The organism is Streptomyces sp. NBC_01460 (assembly GCF_036227405.1).
In the GTDB taxonomy this organism is placed as follows: Bacteria; Actinomycetota; Actinomycetes; order Streptomycetales; family Streptomycetaceae; genus Streptomyces.
The window spans coordinates 7,986,076-8,001,997 of record NZ_CP109473.1 but is presented as its reverse complement, the minus strand read 5'-3'; the positions used below and the strand labels follow the sequence as shown (position 1 = coordinate 8,001,997).

General features: G+C 72.3%; 12 protein-coding genes. 6 read left to right on the top strand and 6 right to left on the bottom strand.

All coding sequences use genetic code 11. From position 1 onward, the window contains the following. Positions 1–5 precede the first annotated feature (5 nt). Both OG488_RS35670 and OG488_RS35665 read right to left on the bottom strand, forming a co-directional pair. Complete coding sequence (locus OG488_RS35670; protein WP_329236894.1) at positions 6–1,589, bottom strand: hypothetical protein; 1,584 nt, start codon at positions 1,587–1,589, stop codon at positions 6–8. Continuing rightward, positions 1,586–3,994 carry a protein kinase domain-containing protein gene (locus OG488_RS35665; protein WP_329236891.1) on the bottom strand — a complete coding sequence of 803 codons (2,409 nt, stop codon included), beginning with the start codon at positions 3,992–3,994 and terminating at the stop codon, positions 1,586–1,588. Before OG488_RS35665 ends, OG488_RS35670 begins: the two co-directional genes overlap by 4 nt. 236 nt (positions 3,995–4,230) lie before the next feature. On the opposite strand from OG488_RS35665, the gene OG488_RS35660 reads away from it, so the two are divergent. Further along, positions 4,231–5,391, top strand: a complete 1,161-nt coding sequence (locus tag OG488_RS35660; protein ID WP_329236888.1) for a macro domain-containing protein — start codon at positions 4,231–4,233, stop codon at positions 5,389–5,391. Here the strand turns inward: OG488_RS35660 and OG488_RS35655 are convergent. Then, a complete protein-coding gene (locus tag OG488_RS35655; RefSeq protein WP_329236885.1) occupies positions 5,366–6,034 on the bottom strand; it encodes a 4Fe-4S single cluster domain-containing protein in 669 nt (222 codons plus the stop codon). The two genes, OG488_RS35660 and OG488_RS35655, sit on opposite strands and share 26 nt — an antisense overlap. Positions 6,035–6,387: 353 nt before the next feature. On the opposite strand from OG488_RS35655, the gene OG488_RS35650 reads away from it, so the two are divergent. The 3 genes from OG488_RS35650 to OG488_RS35640 all read left to right on the top strand — a co-directional run bounded on the left by OG488_RS35650 (position 6,388) and on the right by OG488_RS35640 (position 9,329). After that, positions 6,388–6,957 carry a hypothetical protein gene (locus tag OG488_RS35650; protein ID WP_329236882.1) on the top strand — a complete coding sequence of 190 codons (570 nt, stop codon included), beginning with the start codon at positions 6,388–6,390 and terminating at the stop codon, positions 6,955–6,957. Positions 6,958–7,042: 85 nt separating this feature from the next. After that, positions 7,043–7,798, top strand: coding sequence for a hypothetical protein (locus OG488_RS35645; RefSeq protein ID WP_329236879.1), 756 nt, complete (start codon positions 7,043–7,045; stop codon positions 7,796–7,798). After that, on the top strand, positions 7,776–9,329 hold the full coding sequence (locus OG488_RS35640; RefSeq protein ID WP_329236876.1) for a hypothetical protein: 1,554 nt from the start codon (positions 7,776–7,778) through the stop codon (positions 9,327–9,329). Before OG488_RS35645 ends, OG488_RS35640 begins: the two co-directional genes overlap by 23 nt. Before the next feature lie 91 nt (positions 9,330–9,420). On the opposite strand, the gene OG488_RS35635 is transcribed toward OG488_RS35640, so the two are convergent. From OG488_RS35635 to OG488_RS35625, 3 genes are read right to left on the bottom strand one after another with little or no spacing between them, the layout of a single operon-like run. After that, entirely contained in the window at positions 9,421–10,080 is a 660-nt protein-coding gene (locus OG488_RS35635; RefSeq protein WP_329236874.1) for an RES family NAD+ phosphorylase, read from the bottom strand. After that, positions 10,080–10,808: a hypothetical protein gene (locus OG488_RS35630; RefSeq protein ID WP_329236871.1), complete on the bottom strand. Its 729-nt coding sequence runs from the start codon at positions 10,806–10,808 to the stop codon at positions 10,080–10,082. Before OG488_RS35630 ends, OG488_RS35635 begins: the two co-directional genes overlap by 1 nt. Continuing rightward, positions 10,805–14,419 carry a CHAT domain-containing protein gene (locus tag OG488_RS35625; RefSeq protein ID WP_329236870.1) on the bottom strand — a complete coding sequence of 1,205 codons (3,615 nt, stop codon included), beginning with the start codon at positions 14,417–14,419 and terminating at the stop codon, positions 10,805–10,807. Before OG488_RS35625 ends, OG488_RS35630 begins: the two co-directional genes overlap by 4 nt. 246 nt (positions 14,420–14,665) lie before the next feature. Between OG488_RS35625 and OG488_RS35620 the strand changes: the two genes are divergently transcribed. Further along, the gene (locus OG488_RS35620; protein WP_329236867.1) at positions 14,666–15,010 is read left to right on the top strand and encodes a hypothetical protein; all 345 of its coding nucleotides are present in this window, start codon (positions 14,666–14,668) and stop codon (positions 15,008–15,010) included. Next, positions 15,007–15,663 carry a hypothetical protein gene (locus tag OG488_RS35615; protein ID WP_329236864.1) on the top strand — a complete coding sequence of 219 codons (657 nt, stop codon included), beginning with the start codon at positions 15,007–15,009 and terminating at the stop codon, positions 15,661–15,663. Before OG488_RS35620 ends, OG488_RS35615 begins: the two co-directional genes overlap by 4 nt. The last annotated feature ends 259 nt before the right edge of the window (positions 15,664–15,922 follow it).

Here is a 15,922-nt window from a genome sequence, read left to right as displayed (position 1 = left end):
GGCGGTCACGTATCGCCGGGGCCGGTCGCCGTGCGGTGTTTCCGGGGCGCAGGAGCAGAGGACGCGGCGCGTCCGCCGCGCGCGTCGGCCGCGGACCGTGCGACGGGGGTACCCGCGAGCACCTCGCCGCGCTGCATCTCGAAGGCCAGGGGGAGCCCGGCCTCCGCCGCCAGTGCCCGGAACTCGTCCAGTCGCTCGGCCGCTTCCGCGCACCGCCGGTCGTCCCGATCCAGATCCTCGGACCGCCGCTCCCGCCGGGTCGCCAGGCGCATGGTGACAACCTGGACGGTCTCCCCCCGCAGCTCCATCCTGAGCCAGTGGTCCGGGCCCCAGCCCCCGGGGGTCCAGTCGAGCGTCACGGCATGGTCCTCGGTGTGGCTGACGCGCAGGTCGCCGGACGTGTCCATGGCCAACCGGGCCAGGACGCCGGTGCACTGGCGCTTCAGGTAGAGGGCCTCCAGGGCGGCGCACCGTGCTGTCGTGCTGCGCTCCACCAGGTCCCGCTCGCCGGAGGTCGGAAGGACGTGGTCGTCGACGCACTTCCGCAGCGCGGCCACGGCCTGGGGGTCCGGATCGGGAAGGTCCTGGTCCTCGGGCAGGGGCAGGGTCAGGAAGTGGAGCTGCACCGCCGCCTGTTCGATCTCGCGGCGCAGTTTCCACGCCTTGCGGTTGGCGTCGGCCACGAAGGTCCGCGCCTCGCGCAGATGCCGACGGGACCGCTGGGGGCGGGTGGCGTGTGCCGCCGCGTGGCTCACCGCCTCCGCGGCCATCCTGACCAGTTCGGCGTCGGCCTGGGGGTCGAGGGCGGCCAGGATGTCGGCGCCCTGGTCCCGGACGGCGGTCTCGTCCGCCGCACCGGTCGCACGCGATGGCTCGGGCACCGGGAGGGGAGCGTCCTGGGCGGCCGGCCGGTCGCGGGCCATGGCGCCCTGCCGGGCCCGGAGCGCGTCCTGCCAGTCCGGGGCGTCCTCTTCGTCCATGCCGGCCAGTGAGGCGAGGAGAGCCTCTGCCTCCCAGGCCGCGTGGACCTTCTCGGCGGCCTCCAGCGCCCGGTCGAAGCGGACCAGCTCGAGGCGGAAGTCGCCCAGACGGCTCGCGGCCGGGTCCAGCGGGCCGGGCAGATCGGGGCGGGGCGGAGGGTCGCCGGGCGCCGTCCGCGCGGCCCGGGCGATCCGCGCCCCCAGCGCGCTGCGACGGGCGTTGGCGCGGGCGGCGGCGAAGGCCGCGTTCCGCCACTGCTCCGCCGCGTCCGCGGAGGCCTTCTCCTGTCGCTCCAGGCAACGCTGTTCCTCGGCCGCGCGAACGGCCGCACGGGCCAGCACCTTGGTGGTCACGAGCGCTGCCCGGCCGGCCAGCAGCGCCCCGCTGAGGGCGCCCAAGACCTGGAGCGCGGCGTCGGCCGCCTGCTGAGCGGCCTCGGAGGCCAGGTCCCCCAGGTGCGAGGCGACTTCCTCCGCCGTGCCGTCCAGGTGCAGTGATCCGGTGTGGGCGAGCTCGTTGGGGTCGGGCAGGGGTGGGGGTGGCGGCGGGACGAAGTCCAGGCCCGGCATGACCCCGGTCTCCAGGAACTGGGCGAACGCCTCACTCACCGGCCGGCTCCTGTCATCCGGTCCCCTGACGTGTCCCCGTTCGACGGGGCGGGTGCTGCGGGGACGCCCCGCTGCGGCGGTACGGTCCGGCCTCCCGCGGCCGCCGCACCGTTGTGGCGTCCCCGGCGCCGTCGGTACCCCCGCCCACTCCGGCTCCACGCCAGGCACCGCCGGACGCTCCATGCCACCACCGCGCCCGCGGAGACCGCCGGCCACAGCCACGGCACGTACATCAGCGTCCCGACGACGAGCGCGCACACTGCGAGCAGCACCAGGGCCCCGAGGATCCAGCGGGACCTGCGGGCCAGGACGAAGGAAGCAGGGCGCTCCGCACGCTCGATGATCAAGCCCGCCAGGGAATGGCGCGGGTGGTAGGCGGGCGGGCGGATCCAGTTCGCGGTGAACAGTTCGGCGGCGAAGACGGCGGGCGTCAGTCCGAGGCTCCACAGCCAGGCGACGACCACCTGGCCCTGGGATGCCCAGCCGAGCACGTCCGCCAGTCCGATCAGGAAGGTGTAGGGAAAGGTGACCAGCGTGGCTCCGAGCAGCGCCCAGCCCAGGGCGGCGGGCAGATCCAGCCACTGCAGGACGGCGATCACTCCGTCCTGGTCCTCCCGCAGCTGCCGTTCGGCCTCGTCCTGCAGGTGTCTCTCGTAGCGCGCGTCGGCGTCCTGGGCGGCCAGGTCCGTCAGCCGGTGGGCGGCGACGAGCCGCAGGCGGTGCAGACCGTCGTCGTCGACGGGCCGCAGCAACCGGCTGAACCAGGGGACCTCCACCCCCCGGGGGAGGCTGTCCTCGAACCTCGCCGCCTGGTGTGCCAGCCGTGCCTCCACGCGGTCAGGTTCACGGGCGAGTTCCAGGAGCAGGGTGTCCACAGCGGTCGTCTGCCGCAGGACGTGCCGCACCCGGGGCAGCCGCCGCAGGTCGGGGCCGGCGAGCAGTTCGCGGACCAGATGGGGCCACCCGGTGCGCAGCGACTGCCAGCGGGCGGCTGTTTCGTCCAGTCCCTCGCCCATGGGGCGGTGCGCCAGAGCGGTGAGGACCTCCGGGTGCCTGCGCAGGTGTTCGGCCAGCTGAACCGCCGCGCCGTCGTTCTGGCGGACGGCCCAGGACAGGTCACGGATGCCGCGGATGGTGAGCGGCATCCCCCAGCAGCCGGCCTCGAGCCGGGGGCCCAGCCAGCTGATCAGCCGGGTGGTGAGATCGGGGGTGGGCGCCCTCCCCAGGGCTTCGCGGAGTCCGGCGAGGACGCGTCGCCCGGCCTCGCTCTCCTCGGCGGCGAACTGGGAAAGCCAGCGCGCGAGTTCGGACCTTCGGCCGTCGTCGTCCAGCAGCTGGTCCGCAGCGACGTGGTAGTGGTCGAGGGCCCTCGCCAGCGCCTCCCGCAGGATGAACTGCTCACCGACGAAGGGGAACGGGGTGATGGGATCCGGCTCCGGGCCGGGGTCCGCCGCCCCCCGCACCGGCCCGGACCCACGGGGCGCGGTGTCAGGGGACCCCCCGCCCAGCCAGGTTTCCACCTGCGGGGCGCCCCACCGGTTTTCCGGGTCACGCGTCAGGAGCCCGGTGCAGAGCAGGCGGACACGCCGGTGGTCCAGGCGGTGGACGTCGGGATCCCGGGTGGCGAGTGCTTCCATGACGGCCTTGTCCTCCCGCTCGTCCATGAGAGGTCGGCCGAGGGCCAGTTGGGCGACGACCATGCCCACCGACCACCAGTCCGCCTCAGGGGAGACGCTCTGGAGCCGCGACGCCGCTTCCGGGGCGAGATAGAGGGGCTTGCCCCGCCAGTCGACGTACCGGGTCGACTCGTCGGGCCGGTACACCGCCGCACCGAGGTCGATCAGCGTGATTTCCGGACTGCCCCCGTGCGCCTGGATCATGATGTTGTCCGGGGTGATGTCCCGGTGCACGACCTCCTCGTCGTGCAGGAAGGACACGGCGTCGTACAACTGGGCTACGACCGCTTCCAGTTGCTCGAAGGCCATCGGACCGGAGTGTTCCCGCTGGTAGTCACCGAGATGCGTCTCACCGTGCGACCGGTACAGGTGGTACGGGTGCCCGTCGGCACGTCCGGTTTCCAGCAGGTGTTCCAGATGCGTGCTCCCCCCTGGCGGGACCCGCCCGGCCACGAACAGTGTCCGGCCGATATCGGGGCCGGGGGCATGCATGCGGTGGTACCACTTGAGCACCAGCGGGACGTCGGGGTCCCCGCTCCTCAGATCACGCACCCTCAACACCACGGCCTGGGAGGGCCGCTCGGCGGTCTGGAGGACCCTGAGCAGGGAGAAGCGGTCCGCCAGTTCGGGCGGCACGCCCGAAGTGACCCGCCGGGTCTCGACCCGGTGGGCCCGCGAGAAGCCCTCGTCCTCGGGGGGAACGAAATCTGTGGGGTCAGTGGTCGACACGGCCCGACCTTCCGGTGAATACGCCCGTCCCGCTGTCGTGAATCGGCGCGGGGAGCAAGAGGTTATCCACGTAGCCCACACGCCCGCACGGAATTCGCCGGTTCACGGCACTGAACGTGGGACGGGTTCTGGGGGCAGTGGCTGAGTGGATCATCAAGTTCTTCACCCTTACCGCAACGCCATTTTCGGATAATCTTATTTTCCAGTCCGGAAGGGGCGGGTTTACCATGCAGCCCATGGACGCATTGCCTTCGCATCAGGAGCTCATCGAGGAGTTGAGGTGCCTGAGACGACTCGGGTTTCCGCGGCTGCGGCGCTGCTCCCGGGACGGTCTGCGCGCGGCCGCCGTGGCGGCCGGCTTCTGCGCGGACGCCGACGACGAACTCGAAGGCATAGAGGACCTGCTCGGGTCCGCGGCGCGACGTCTGGGCGGCGGCGAACTGCGGGACGCGGACGACTGCGATCCGCTGGCCCGTGCCGCCGCACACTCCTTCGGTCTCTTCGTCTTCCGTCGCGGCGTGGCCGCCGCGGACCGCCGCAAGGCCGCGGCGGGCGTGTACGGGGTGAGCACGGAGCGCTTCCGTAAGAGCCAGGAGCGCGAAGTGCTCGACGGCCTGGCCTCGGCGGTGCTCGCCCTGGCGAGGTCCGGCCGGTCCGGCGCGGTCGGTGACGGCGGGGCCGGCGCCCCTGACCGCGCCCGGCCGGAGCCGCGGACCGCGGTCACCACGCCCCTCGGTGGACCGGTGCCGGGTGGCCTCAGGCCGGTGCCGTCCGCCTCCCGTCCGGTGCTGGGCAGCGTCGCGATCCGACTGACCCCCATCGAACGGATACGGGACACGGACATCCTGGTCTCCTCCGAGAACGTCTACCTGGAGATGTCCAAGTCCTTCCGGCCGACCGTCTCCGGCGTCCTGCGGCGAGCAGCCGCCGAACGCTCGAACGGCGAGGTGGTGGACGACGTCCTCGCCCGCGAACTGGCGGTCTGGCTGCACGCCAACCGTCGGACCGGCCTCGGCGTACAGCCGGGCACGGTGGTGCCCACCTCTGCCGGAGCCCTCTCCCGGCAGGGCATCCGGCGCGTCTACCACGCTGCCGTGGCCACCCCCGTGGACCACGGCAACCGCTACCACGTCGCCCCCGGCACCGTGACCGACGCGGTCCGGGGGTGCTTCGAACTGGCACGTGCCGAACGGCAGTCGCTCGCGCTCCCGCTGACCAGCATCTGCTTCCCGCTGCTGGGCGCCGGGCGCGGCGGCCTCCCACCCGGCGACGCCGCGGCACAGCTACTCGGGGCGGTCCGCGGGGAGCTGCGGCGGGACCCGAGCTGGTCTGTGCTGCTGGTGACCCACAAGCGCGAGTTCGCGGAACTCCTCAGGGACGCCAACTCGGCTCCCTGAGCGTCACGCCGGCCTCTCGCAGTCCCTGCTCCACGGCCCTGAGCTCGCCGCGCAGCGGCACGCCGTGGAACCGCACACCGGCGGGCGGCCCCGGTTCCACCACCGCCTGGAGCCTGCCGCCCGTGCTCTCCCGCGCCAGGTGAGGGGCGTACCGGGTCTCGCCCCGGGGCGTCAGCGGGCGCAGACGCTGGTTGGCCGAGCCACGCCAGACCAGTCGGGTCGGCCTCTCCACCCGGAACCGGCCGGTTATCACCGCGTCGGCGCCGCGCAACGCCTGGCGTCTCGCGGCCGTGAGTTCGTCCGGCTCATACCCGGTGTACACCAGCAGGTCGGCTCCTTCCGCCCCGCCGCCGGCCCGGTCCCTGATCCGGGCGGCGCCGAGCAGCAGTTCGGTCAGCGCGTCCGCCTGGTCGAGGGGCTCACCGCCACTCACGGTGAGCCCCTCGGCCCCCCTGCCCAGAGCCCCCTCCCACATCCGCAGCAGACCGGAGACGTCCTCGGCGGTTCCCCCCTCGGGAGCCCAGGTGTGCCGGGACATGCAGCCCGGACAGGCCAGTCCGCAGCCCTGGAACCACATACCGAGGCGTTGTCCCGGCCCGAGGGTCCCCAGGGGGAAATGCGTACCGCTGATCCGGACTTTCATGAACTCCCCTCCGTCACACCGGAAAGCAGTATCGGCGGCCGGACTCCGCCCGCGCAACCGCGCTCTCACCATGCTTCGGCCGTTGCCCGGGCGACCTCCGGGCGTTTTTCGGATACCTGCCGGGGAATGATCAATTCCGCCTGGAACCAGCCCCGTTCCGCTCCGATATTCAGCTACTCTCTCGATGCGTGGATCTCCCTCGGGGAGCCACGCGGACGGAAATTGGAGGCTGTTCCATGACGAACTTCTCCGGTCGAACGGGGGGCCGTCCTCGCAGGGCGAAGCTCGGATTCTTCTCCAGGACCGGCGCCCGGTTCCATGGAGGACGCGATGCGGCGGATCTGGTGTCCCTCATGACCGACGCCCGCACCGGCAGCGCCCCGGCGGACCTGGCGCTGCCGCCCTACGTGGTCGGGATCAGGAACGAGGTGGAGCGCGGCTGCTCGCAGCTGCTCCGGCGACTGCTGCACAGCCGGAGCGGACTGGTCGCGACGATCCACTCGGAATCGGTCCGCGTCGTCACCCAGTACACGAAACGGGGCCGGCCGGCCCCGGCCGCGCTGGCCCGCTACGGCCGGATGGTGGCCGAGTGGCACACTGCGGCCGGCGTCCAGCGCACAAGGGCACAGGAACTCGTCGACGAGGGAAACCAGTTGCTGGCCTGCTACTGGGACGCGGCCTGGCAGCGGGGACGCCGCCGCACGGCTGCGGACACCGAGCCGCGGATGGACGAACTCCGCCCGGCCGGATGGCTGCCGGGCACGATGGCGCTGGACCCGGCGTGGCACCGGATCGACGACTGGCTGGACTCGGACTCCTGGTACGCGGAGCGCGGCCGGGACGAGGCCGGTCCGCCGGTGGTCCAGGCGCTTGCCATCCTGCGGACCCAGCAGCCGGGCGCCGCCGCCGGCCGGCGTGCCTAGGGGAAGGCCGATGACCATGTACCACCTGGTCCCTGAGGTCCGTGGAACACCTGGAACATCTGCAACTCCTGGAAAGGAGAGAACCGTGCATCGCTCAGTCCCTGACGGCCGGCGGGCGCCCGGACTCCGCCGCGTGGCCGCTGTGGCCCCGGCGCTAGGGCTGCTGGCCGCGCTGGCCTCTTGCACCTCACAGCCCGACCCGCTCACCACCCCGTGCGGTGTCGTCATCGACGGATCCGGGTCCGGTTCAGCGACCGAGAAGGGGTTCGACGCGGAAGCGAAGCTCAAGAACAGCCTCATGCCGTTCCTCGAAGAACAGGAGTGCGGCACGGTGGAGTTCGCACCCATCACCCGCTCCTCCAAAGCCTCGTCCTGCCAGGTGTCGGACGTCGATCTCGACCCGCCCGGCAGCGAGACCACCGACCAGGACAGCGCACGCGCCAAGTCCCGAGGCGTCGCCGGCAGGAAGGCGCTCGAGGAACTGGAGTGCGCACGAGCTCAGAACGGGTCGGATGTCTGGGGGGCGCTGGACCGCATCAGCGAGACCATGCCCGGGGACGGGCCGGACGCCAAGCTGCTGGTCGTCAGCGACTTCGCCCAGGCCGACAAGGAGTTCAAGATCTCCCGGGCCGACCTGTCGACCGCGCAGAAGCGGGAGACGGCCCTCGACACCCTGGTGAAACAGCGGGGCCTCCCCGGGCTCAAGGGCATGCATGTCTACCCGGTCGGCCTCGGCATGCAATACAACGGCAAGCCCAGCGAGAGCGAGAACTTCGAGGCCTTCTGGGCCGAGATGCTGGAAGGGAGGGCGCAGGCCCATGTCCACGACGACTACAGGTGAACCGCCCCGGCCGAGCCGGTGGCGCCGGTCCGCTCAGCGGACCGACGGCCAGGGCTCCCGGCGGCGGGGAGTGTCCAGGGGGCGGCGGGACGGTACCCGGCCGGTCCCCGTCGGCCCGGCGGTGCTGGACATCCGGGCCGAGCGACGCTTCCTGGACGACGCCGAACACCGCGGCGCCGCCGCCGCCCGCAGCGGGGCGCTGGACGCACTGGTGCTGCAGAGCGACGACCGGATTCCGTTCTTCGCCGAACTGGCGTCGCTGCGGGACCGGGTCATCCGGCGCTTCGGTGAGGAGGCGCACCACGCCGAGGAACAGGCGCGATACGACGACGCGCATGCCCTCGCCGAGACCGCGCGGCTTCGGGCCGAGGTGGAGCTGATCGACAGGGAAGTGGCCAGGACCGACGAACAGATCGCCACCACCACCCGTCAGCTCGACCTGCTGGCTATGCGCTCGACCGCCTGGAACCGCTTCCGTGACTCACTGCGCGAACGCGTGGAGAGAAGGGCGCTGGAGGGCCGCGAAGGGCAGGCCCCCCAGGGCCGGGGCCCGGCCGAGGGGACGGACGGCGAGGACGGCGAGACATCCGGCGCCCGGGGGGCCCCGGACGCCGGTGACCAGCAGTGGGTGAACGTGGGACAGCCCTCCCCCACCCCTGCGGCTCCGGCGCCGCGCCGGACCGGGGCGTCGACGGGCACCGGGCTGGCCCGCGCGTGGGAAGGGCTCCACAAGCGGCCCGCCGTCCCGGACTGGATGAGGTGGAGTCTGTTGGGCCTCATCCTCGCGGTCGAGCTGCCCATCTACTGGGTGGCCTACCAGCCGTTCCACGGCGTCGGCAACGTCAATGTGGACCTGCAGACCGGTGTGCTCGCGGTGGGCACGGCAGTCGTGATGGTGATGCTGCCTCACCTGGCTGGTCTGGTACTGCGACGAGGACCGGAGACGGGCTCGTTCCGGGCAGTCTGGTTCCCGGCGCTGTCCTTGCTGGGTGTCTGGGTCTTCCTGACCGGCGTGCTCGGCGTCGTCCGCGCCAAGTACGTCATGCAGACCGAGGAGCCCGCGCCTGCCTCCGACGGGTTCCGCCCCGCCGACACGGACACCGCCGCCGGCAGTCTGATCGAGCGGCTGGACCTGGAACCGTGGACGGTGACCTGGCTGTTCGTCGCCCTCCTCGTCCTTTCCGGAGGCATCGGTTTCCTGCTCGCGCTGTGCAAGGAGCACCCGCACCTGGACGCCTACCGCACTGCGATCGAACGCCGCGGCGAGCTGGTACGACGGCGGGAACTCAGCCTGGTCGAGGCGGAGCGCCGACGCGTCACCGCGGACACGGCCGACGCCCGGCGCGAGGAGCGCAGGGCCGCGGCGGAGGACAGGGTGCGGGCCGCCCGTGAATTCCACGAGGCGGCGGCCCACCGCTACCTCGACGGGTTCCTCATGACGGCCAAGGAGCCGGCGGTGACGGAGGCGGCGATGCGGCTGTCCCAGAAGTGGCCCCTCCTCCCGATGACCCGCAGCGAGGTCTCCGCCTGACCTGGGGCCGCGTACGCCCGCCCACGTCACGGAGCCCGCTGCTCCAGCCCTTGCGAAGGGCTGGAGCAGCGGGCTCTCACCATGCCGCAGGTCAGTTCAGGGGTGCGGAGATCACCGACCGCAAGGGGCTCAGGAGCCGGTTGGCCCTCTCCAGACCTTCCGGGGAGTCCAGCCGCCAGCTCTCCTCCGGCTCCCGGTCCGCCGGGCACGGCGCACCCCGGTCGCCGAAGAACTGCACGGCGGCACGGGGCCGGCACCTCTTGGACGTCCACCGCAGTCCCTGCGCGGCGGTGCAGTGCCGGCGCATCACCTGGACCCAGTACCGCGTCTTGTCGTACTCGCGTTCCTCGCAGTCGATCAGCCATTCGTCCTGCCACACCGACGCCAGACCCTCGGCCGTCGTCAGGTCGAGGAGCGTGACGTCCTCGGTGGTGCGCAGCGCGGAAAGCCGGTACATGGAGGCCTGCGCCCACGGAATCAGCCGGACCCCCGACCCGCTGTCGAACTCCACGGACCGCAGGAAGACCTCGGCCAGCGCGGTCACCGGGTCCAGTGCGGCGTAGAGGTAGGGGTAGGGATCGCGCTCCGTGGCGTCGAAGCGGCTTCCCTTGAAGTACTCATGCGCCGGGTGGGGGTTGAACTCCGCCCCGCCGTAACGATGGCTGTGGCACCGCCATATGAGGCTGCCGGCCGGGAGCACGGTGAGCATTGGTTCCATGACGACGCCCTCGGGCGGGGCCTGCAGCGCCATCAGTCCGCCTCCACCAGTTCGAGCGCCGCACCTTCCAGCTCCTCGTCGGGCAGTGTGCCCAGGAGGTCAGCGGGAGTTCCGTGCAGCCAACTGTTGCCGCCCAGCCACCAGTCGGCCGCGCCCCATGGGTCCACTTCGGCGCGGAGCAGGCCGTTGATGCGCAGCACCACAGGGTGCGGCTGCAGGGTGCCGGCCCGGAACTGGAAGCGCGGACAGCGCGCTCCGGACCGTCCGGGCCGGGGATCGGCGAGTCGGATCAGGCCCGGCTGGTTCCCGTGCGAGATGAGGAGTTCGGCGTGCTCCCGCTCGCTCAGAGCGGGTGCACGGAGCAGTCGCTCCCTGGCCGCCAGCAACAACTCCGCCGGATCCCGGGCCGGTTCGGCGCATGTCTCAGGCCCGGGGTCAGGTGCGGCTGTTGCGGACCTCGGCTCCAGCAGGTTCAGCACCGTCCCGATCGCGTCGGCGGTCGGCAGCGCTCTGCCCTTCGTGCCGTCGGCCGCGTACCTGCGGCTTCCCAGCGAGTCGGACACCGGATGCTCGGGCGGCAGCGCGGAGAGCGCCCGGCGCAGTCGCCGCATGGCCGGGGAGACCGGCCGGCCGGCCGTCACCGCGTCGCGCAACTCGCGCAGCGCGGCAGCCACCTCCTCCCGGTCCTCCTCGTCGTGCAGATCGGCGGCCAGAGACTCCTGATGCGTCACCAGGAGCGCCAGCAGGTCTTCCGGGGTCACTGCTCCGTACCTCCTGAGGGGTTGCCGTGATGGACGAAGGCCGCCCAGACGTCGGTGCGGCGGAAGTCCCTGTTCCAGCGCCGGGCCCGGACCCGCTCCAGCGCCCGCACCGGCGGCCGCGCACCGGGGTCGGCGAGCATCCAGCGCTGAGCCGCTCGCAGTGCGTCCGGCGGTGCCGAACCGGCGGCAAGCCGGTCGTGCAGCACCAGCATCAGGATCTCGGACTCGTCGTCGTCCACGCCCCAGCGCGTTCCGACGGCGTCGGCCGCCAGCCGGTGCACCAGCACGGACGTCACGGTCAGCGCCTCGTCGTGGTCGCGAGTGGTGAGATCGGTCTCGCAGGCACCGCACACCACGAGCGGCCCCCGCGAGCGGTAGGCCTCACCGTCGTGCGGGGTTTCCAGCAGGGTGGCGAGGGTGAGCGGCGCGTCGTCGCAGTCCGGAGCCGCCCCCTCCTCGCCCGTGGAGCCGCCCGGGCGGGAGGGCGCCAACCGGAGAGCGGACGTCGTGGGATCGGGTCCCGCGGTGCCGTGGCAGGAGAGATGGACCAGGGACGCGGCGGACTCGGCACGTCCACCGAGCAGGGACAGGACGGTCTCCGGGGTGGCGGGCGAGTTTTCGTCCCGGTACACCTCGGCGTGCGGATAGTAGATCTCGTTCAGGATCTTGATCTCCTCCTCCGCCCAGGCCAGTTGGTCGTCAGCGTGGAAGGCCAGCGCGGGACGTTCGCCGGGGGCCATGCGGGCCCGGGCCGACGCCCGCAGGAACTCCTGGCCCGACGCAGCATGCGTGATCACCGCGATCTCGAGGGCCCGCACCGCCCCGGGGCCGCCCAGCTCCGCCGGGGGACGCACCACCGCCGCCGGCCAGGGCACCACGCCGAGGCTGCCGCACGGCACGAGGACCAACCGCACCGCCCGGGGAGCCCGGCCGTCGCCCGCCGGAGCGGGGGCCAGGCCTGATTCGGCGAGAGCCCGCGGCCACACGCGCAACGTGTCCAGTACAGGTGTCAGCACCTCCCCGGCCCACGCGCACACCTCGTCGAACGCCTCCCGCCACCGTGTCTCGGCGCGCCGCGTCTCCTGCGGGGATGAACTGGGGTCGTCGTCCACCCGTTTACGTTCCGCTTGCGCCTCCACAAAGGCGGAGACCGGTGCGCGCCCCTCGGCGGAGAGCGCGGACAGGGGCACGGACCGGGCAGGTCCCTCGGGCGTGACCAGAAGGACCGCGCCGTCGTCCGTGCCGCCGCCGGGCAGCAGATGGACGAGGGCGTCCACGTCCGCCCGGACCAGCCCGTCCCGCAGCGCGGCCACCCTGTCGGCGGGCGTCAGGTCGTCGGTCGCCCGCTGCTCCGAGCGCAGCAGGTCGAGGGCCTGCCGCCGCACATCGCCGGGGAGCCGGGGGCCGTCCCCGCCCGGCGCGAACACAGCTTCGAGAGGTGGTGCTTCCCCCGTGCCGGGCGCCGTGGGCAAGACAGCCTCGCGCCACCGGGCCGCGAGCTCCCCGGCGCCCAGAGCCTCGAGCCGGTCAGCGACGCTCCTGGACTCGGCGGTCGCCGCCAGCACCAGGGAACGCCCCGCCTCCAGACAGTCGATCGCGTCTTCCGTCTGTCCTGCGCCCAGCGCCCAGGAGGCTGCGGTGCAGCCGTGGTCCGCGCCTCGACGGGCAGCGCGCAGACCGTGACGAACACCGAGCTGGAGCAGGACCTCGTCCGCGATGGCCCGCAGCGAGCGGCGGGCGGCGGACACGGCGCCCGGGAGGTCCTCCGCGGCCTGGGGGGTGCCGGGGCGGGCGGTCGCCCGGTCAGCCAGCCGGGAGGCGAGCAGCCAGTGCACGGTCTGCGCGTCCGGGGCTCCCTCGGGCGGAAGAAGTCGGCACGCACTCTCCAGCTCGGCGATGGATTCGTCCAAGGCGTCAGGGGCCCCGGTGCGCAGGTAGAGGGTGTCCAGCCCGATCGCCAGGGAGGTCCGCGTCTTGATCTCGAAGTCGAAGGTGACGCCCGGCCTTCCCAGCGCGGAACGAGTACGCCGGAGGCCCTCCCTCAGGTGTTCCGGGTCCGACCCGAGCATGGTGTGCAAGGCGTGCACGGGGGCCGCGTTCACATCGGTCAGCGTCTCGAAGGCGACGATCCCCCCGAGGCTCTCCGACGCGGTTTCCATATGCATGACGGCCTGATGCATGTCCGCGTGCGAGCGGGACATCTGGGCGCGGGACAGATAGGCGTACCCCAGCGTGTATTCCAGGACCCCCAGCATCTCGTCGGCGGCAAGCGCCCCGGCGTCGAGGTCGTGGAGCTCGTCGATGAGCAGGTCCGTGGCGGCGAGGTCCCGCGCTTCCCGCAGTTCCGTGAGACGCAGCTGGACGCGCAGACAGTCGGCGAGGACACGCAGCGAGCTGCTGGTGCCGTCGGCCGGCAACGGTGGGAGGACCGCCAGGAGACCTTCGGCCGCCTCCGTGTCCAGCAGGCTGCCACCCGTCTCGCCCGCGAGCATCAGCAGCATCGACACCATGACATGGAGCCACTCGGTCTGCTCCTCGGTGGCGAGCTCTCCGGTACGGGCGGCCTCCTGGAGCTGCCCCAGCGCACTGTGGAGGCGTCCGCGGTCCCCGGTGCGCATGCCCAGCGAGATCTGGAGCACCGCGGCGACCATGCGGGACGACAGCGGCGAGCCGGGCTGTGAGAGCCGGCTGACGATTCCGGAGATCTCCTCGCCCCGCACGGCCTGGGGCGATGTCGCCTCCATCAGTGCCAGGAATTCCGGAATGACGAGGCCGTTGCCCTCCTCCCGCGATTCGGACCGATTCGGCTCGTCGACGAGGGAGGGGGAAGCCTGGCCGGCGCGCAGCATGACGACAGCGGTCTCCATGACATGGCGGAGCGGCGCGGGGAGATGGGCAGAGCTCTTCCGCATCGCCTCCGCGAACTCGGCCACCGCTTCCCCGTCGTCCATCCGGAGCGTCGTGAGCTGGGCAAGGGTGTCCATGAGCCCCCCGGTGGGGGCCGGGAGCTTCTCGGCGAGGCCGGCTTCGAGGGCAAGTCGGTGGAGCAGCTGGAGGTCCTCGACGTACCCGGGGCCACCGTGACTGCCCGGTCTGCCCACCCACATCATCTCGGTGAAGGTCGCCTCGTCCAGGGAGCCGGAGAACATCGACGACACCCCGCTCAAGCGGCGGGCGAGCAGCAGGATCAGGTGCTTTCGCACCTTGAGGCGCTCAGGCTCGCTCAGCACGCCGCACTGCCGTGCCGACGCCAGCAGGGCCTGCGCCCTGACCCGGTCCTCGTCGGCTCCGCCGAGCGCGGCCCTGATCGAGAGCAGCACACCCAGCCGGGCCTCCAGCCGGGCCACGGCCGGATGTCCCGCCGAGGAGCTCGCGTCAGGCGGAGGGGGCGGGGCCGCGTCGGCCGCCCCGGCGACGGCCCGGCCGCTGCCCGCCCCGCCCAGGGCCGTCGCCTCGGCCAGGAGGGTGTCGATCTCCACGATCTCCCGGTCCAGTCCGGCCCCGCGAAGGCCCTCGTACGTCTCGGATTCCTCGGGCGCCCAGCAGTCCTCCGTACGGGACAGGACCGCTTCGGCCCGGACCAGCAGCGGTTCGGTGGCGAAGTCACTCATCTTGGGTTCCTCCCGGTGCCATCATGCCCACTGCGCGGCTCCGGTGGTGGCGGACCGGCGACACCGTCACCTCCACACCCGGATATCGACCGAACTCCGCCCGGCGGGGCCCTTCTCGAGGTGGAAGTCGGTCACCGTGCGGTCGTGTTCCGGGCGTCGGGCGCGTAACACCCGGATCGCGTGTCGGGCGGAGAGAGATGGGGGCATGCTGTTTCCGTCCGTGCGAGCGCACACAAGGAGGCGGGCATGCCGGGCGAGAGCGCATCGACCAGTACCGACGCCGACCACCCGACGGCAGGACGTCGGGTGTCGTACCGGGAGACGACCGCCGACCACTACGCGCGTGACTTCATCCAGGAGGCGCAGGCGCTGTGCGTGGACGACGAGACGACGGTTCTCAGCGGGAGTTGTCCCCGCTGCGGCTGCTCCTTCACCTTCACGTACCGGCCCCGGGCGTTCCGGAGTCCCCGGCGGGGCCCGCGGGCGCGGGAGATCCCGGTGATGTGCACCTGCACCACTGAACACGAGGGGCGGCCGGCCGACGAAGAGGGCTGCGGGGCCCACTGGAACGTGAGGCTGGAGAACCTGTGACGACCGGTCCCCGGCTCACCCCCGGCCGTCCGGCGATCGCCGCGGACCGCGCGGCGGCCCACCGGATACGGCAGGCGCTGGCCGAAGAGCTGCCGAAGGTCCGGGAGGCCGCGCTGGCCTGGCGCAACGGACTCGCCGGTCTTTTCGTCGGTCTGCTCGGCTTCGGCCTTGTCAAGGGACGTACGGACGTCGGCAAGCTCGCCTCCCCGTACGGCGCGCTGGTGGGCGGCATGCTCCTGCTGTCCCTGATGTGCGGCGCTGTAGGTGCGCTGTATCTTCTGCGCGCCGCGCACGGCATGCCCGTGGCGACGTCGCTGGCCCCGGAGCCGGGCGGGAGCACGGCCCGGTACGCCGGGGACCACGTGGAGGCCGGCCGCGCCCTGAGGGCGTTGCGCCGGGGCGTGACCCTCACCCTGGTGTGCGGCGCGCTGCTGGTGGCGGGCGTCGCCTTCAGCTGGTACGGGCCGGGGAAGGAGAAGCCCCAACTCCTGGTGAAGACGCCGGCGGGCACGGAATGCGGCGAACCCAAGCGCATCGAGCGCGGCGTGGTGGTGCTGAAGACGGAGACGGGCGAGATGAGGGTGTCCCTCACCGACGCGACGGCGGTCCTGGCGGTGGAAACGTGTCCGGGGACGACGCAGGCGGCTGAGTAAGGGGGCCTCTGGTGTGGACACACCTGATGGCGGACCTCGGGGGGCAGGACGGGGTCGGCCACATAGCGCTGGTCAGGGCGACACGGGCAGCCGGTGCGCGTGCCCGACGGCTTGGGCCCGGAACGCCGGCGGAGTCGTGCCCGTCCTCAGCCGGAAGAACGTTCGTGATGGTAACGGAAAATGTTGAAGGAGAGAGTCATCAGTTTCGTGTGGGAGTCTCGGCTAAGACTGGCGGCAAGGTGCAGGGCAAGGTCGATGT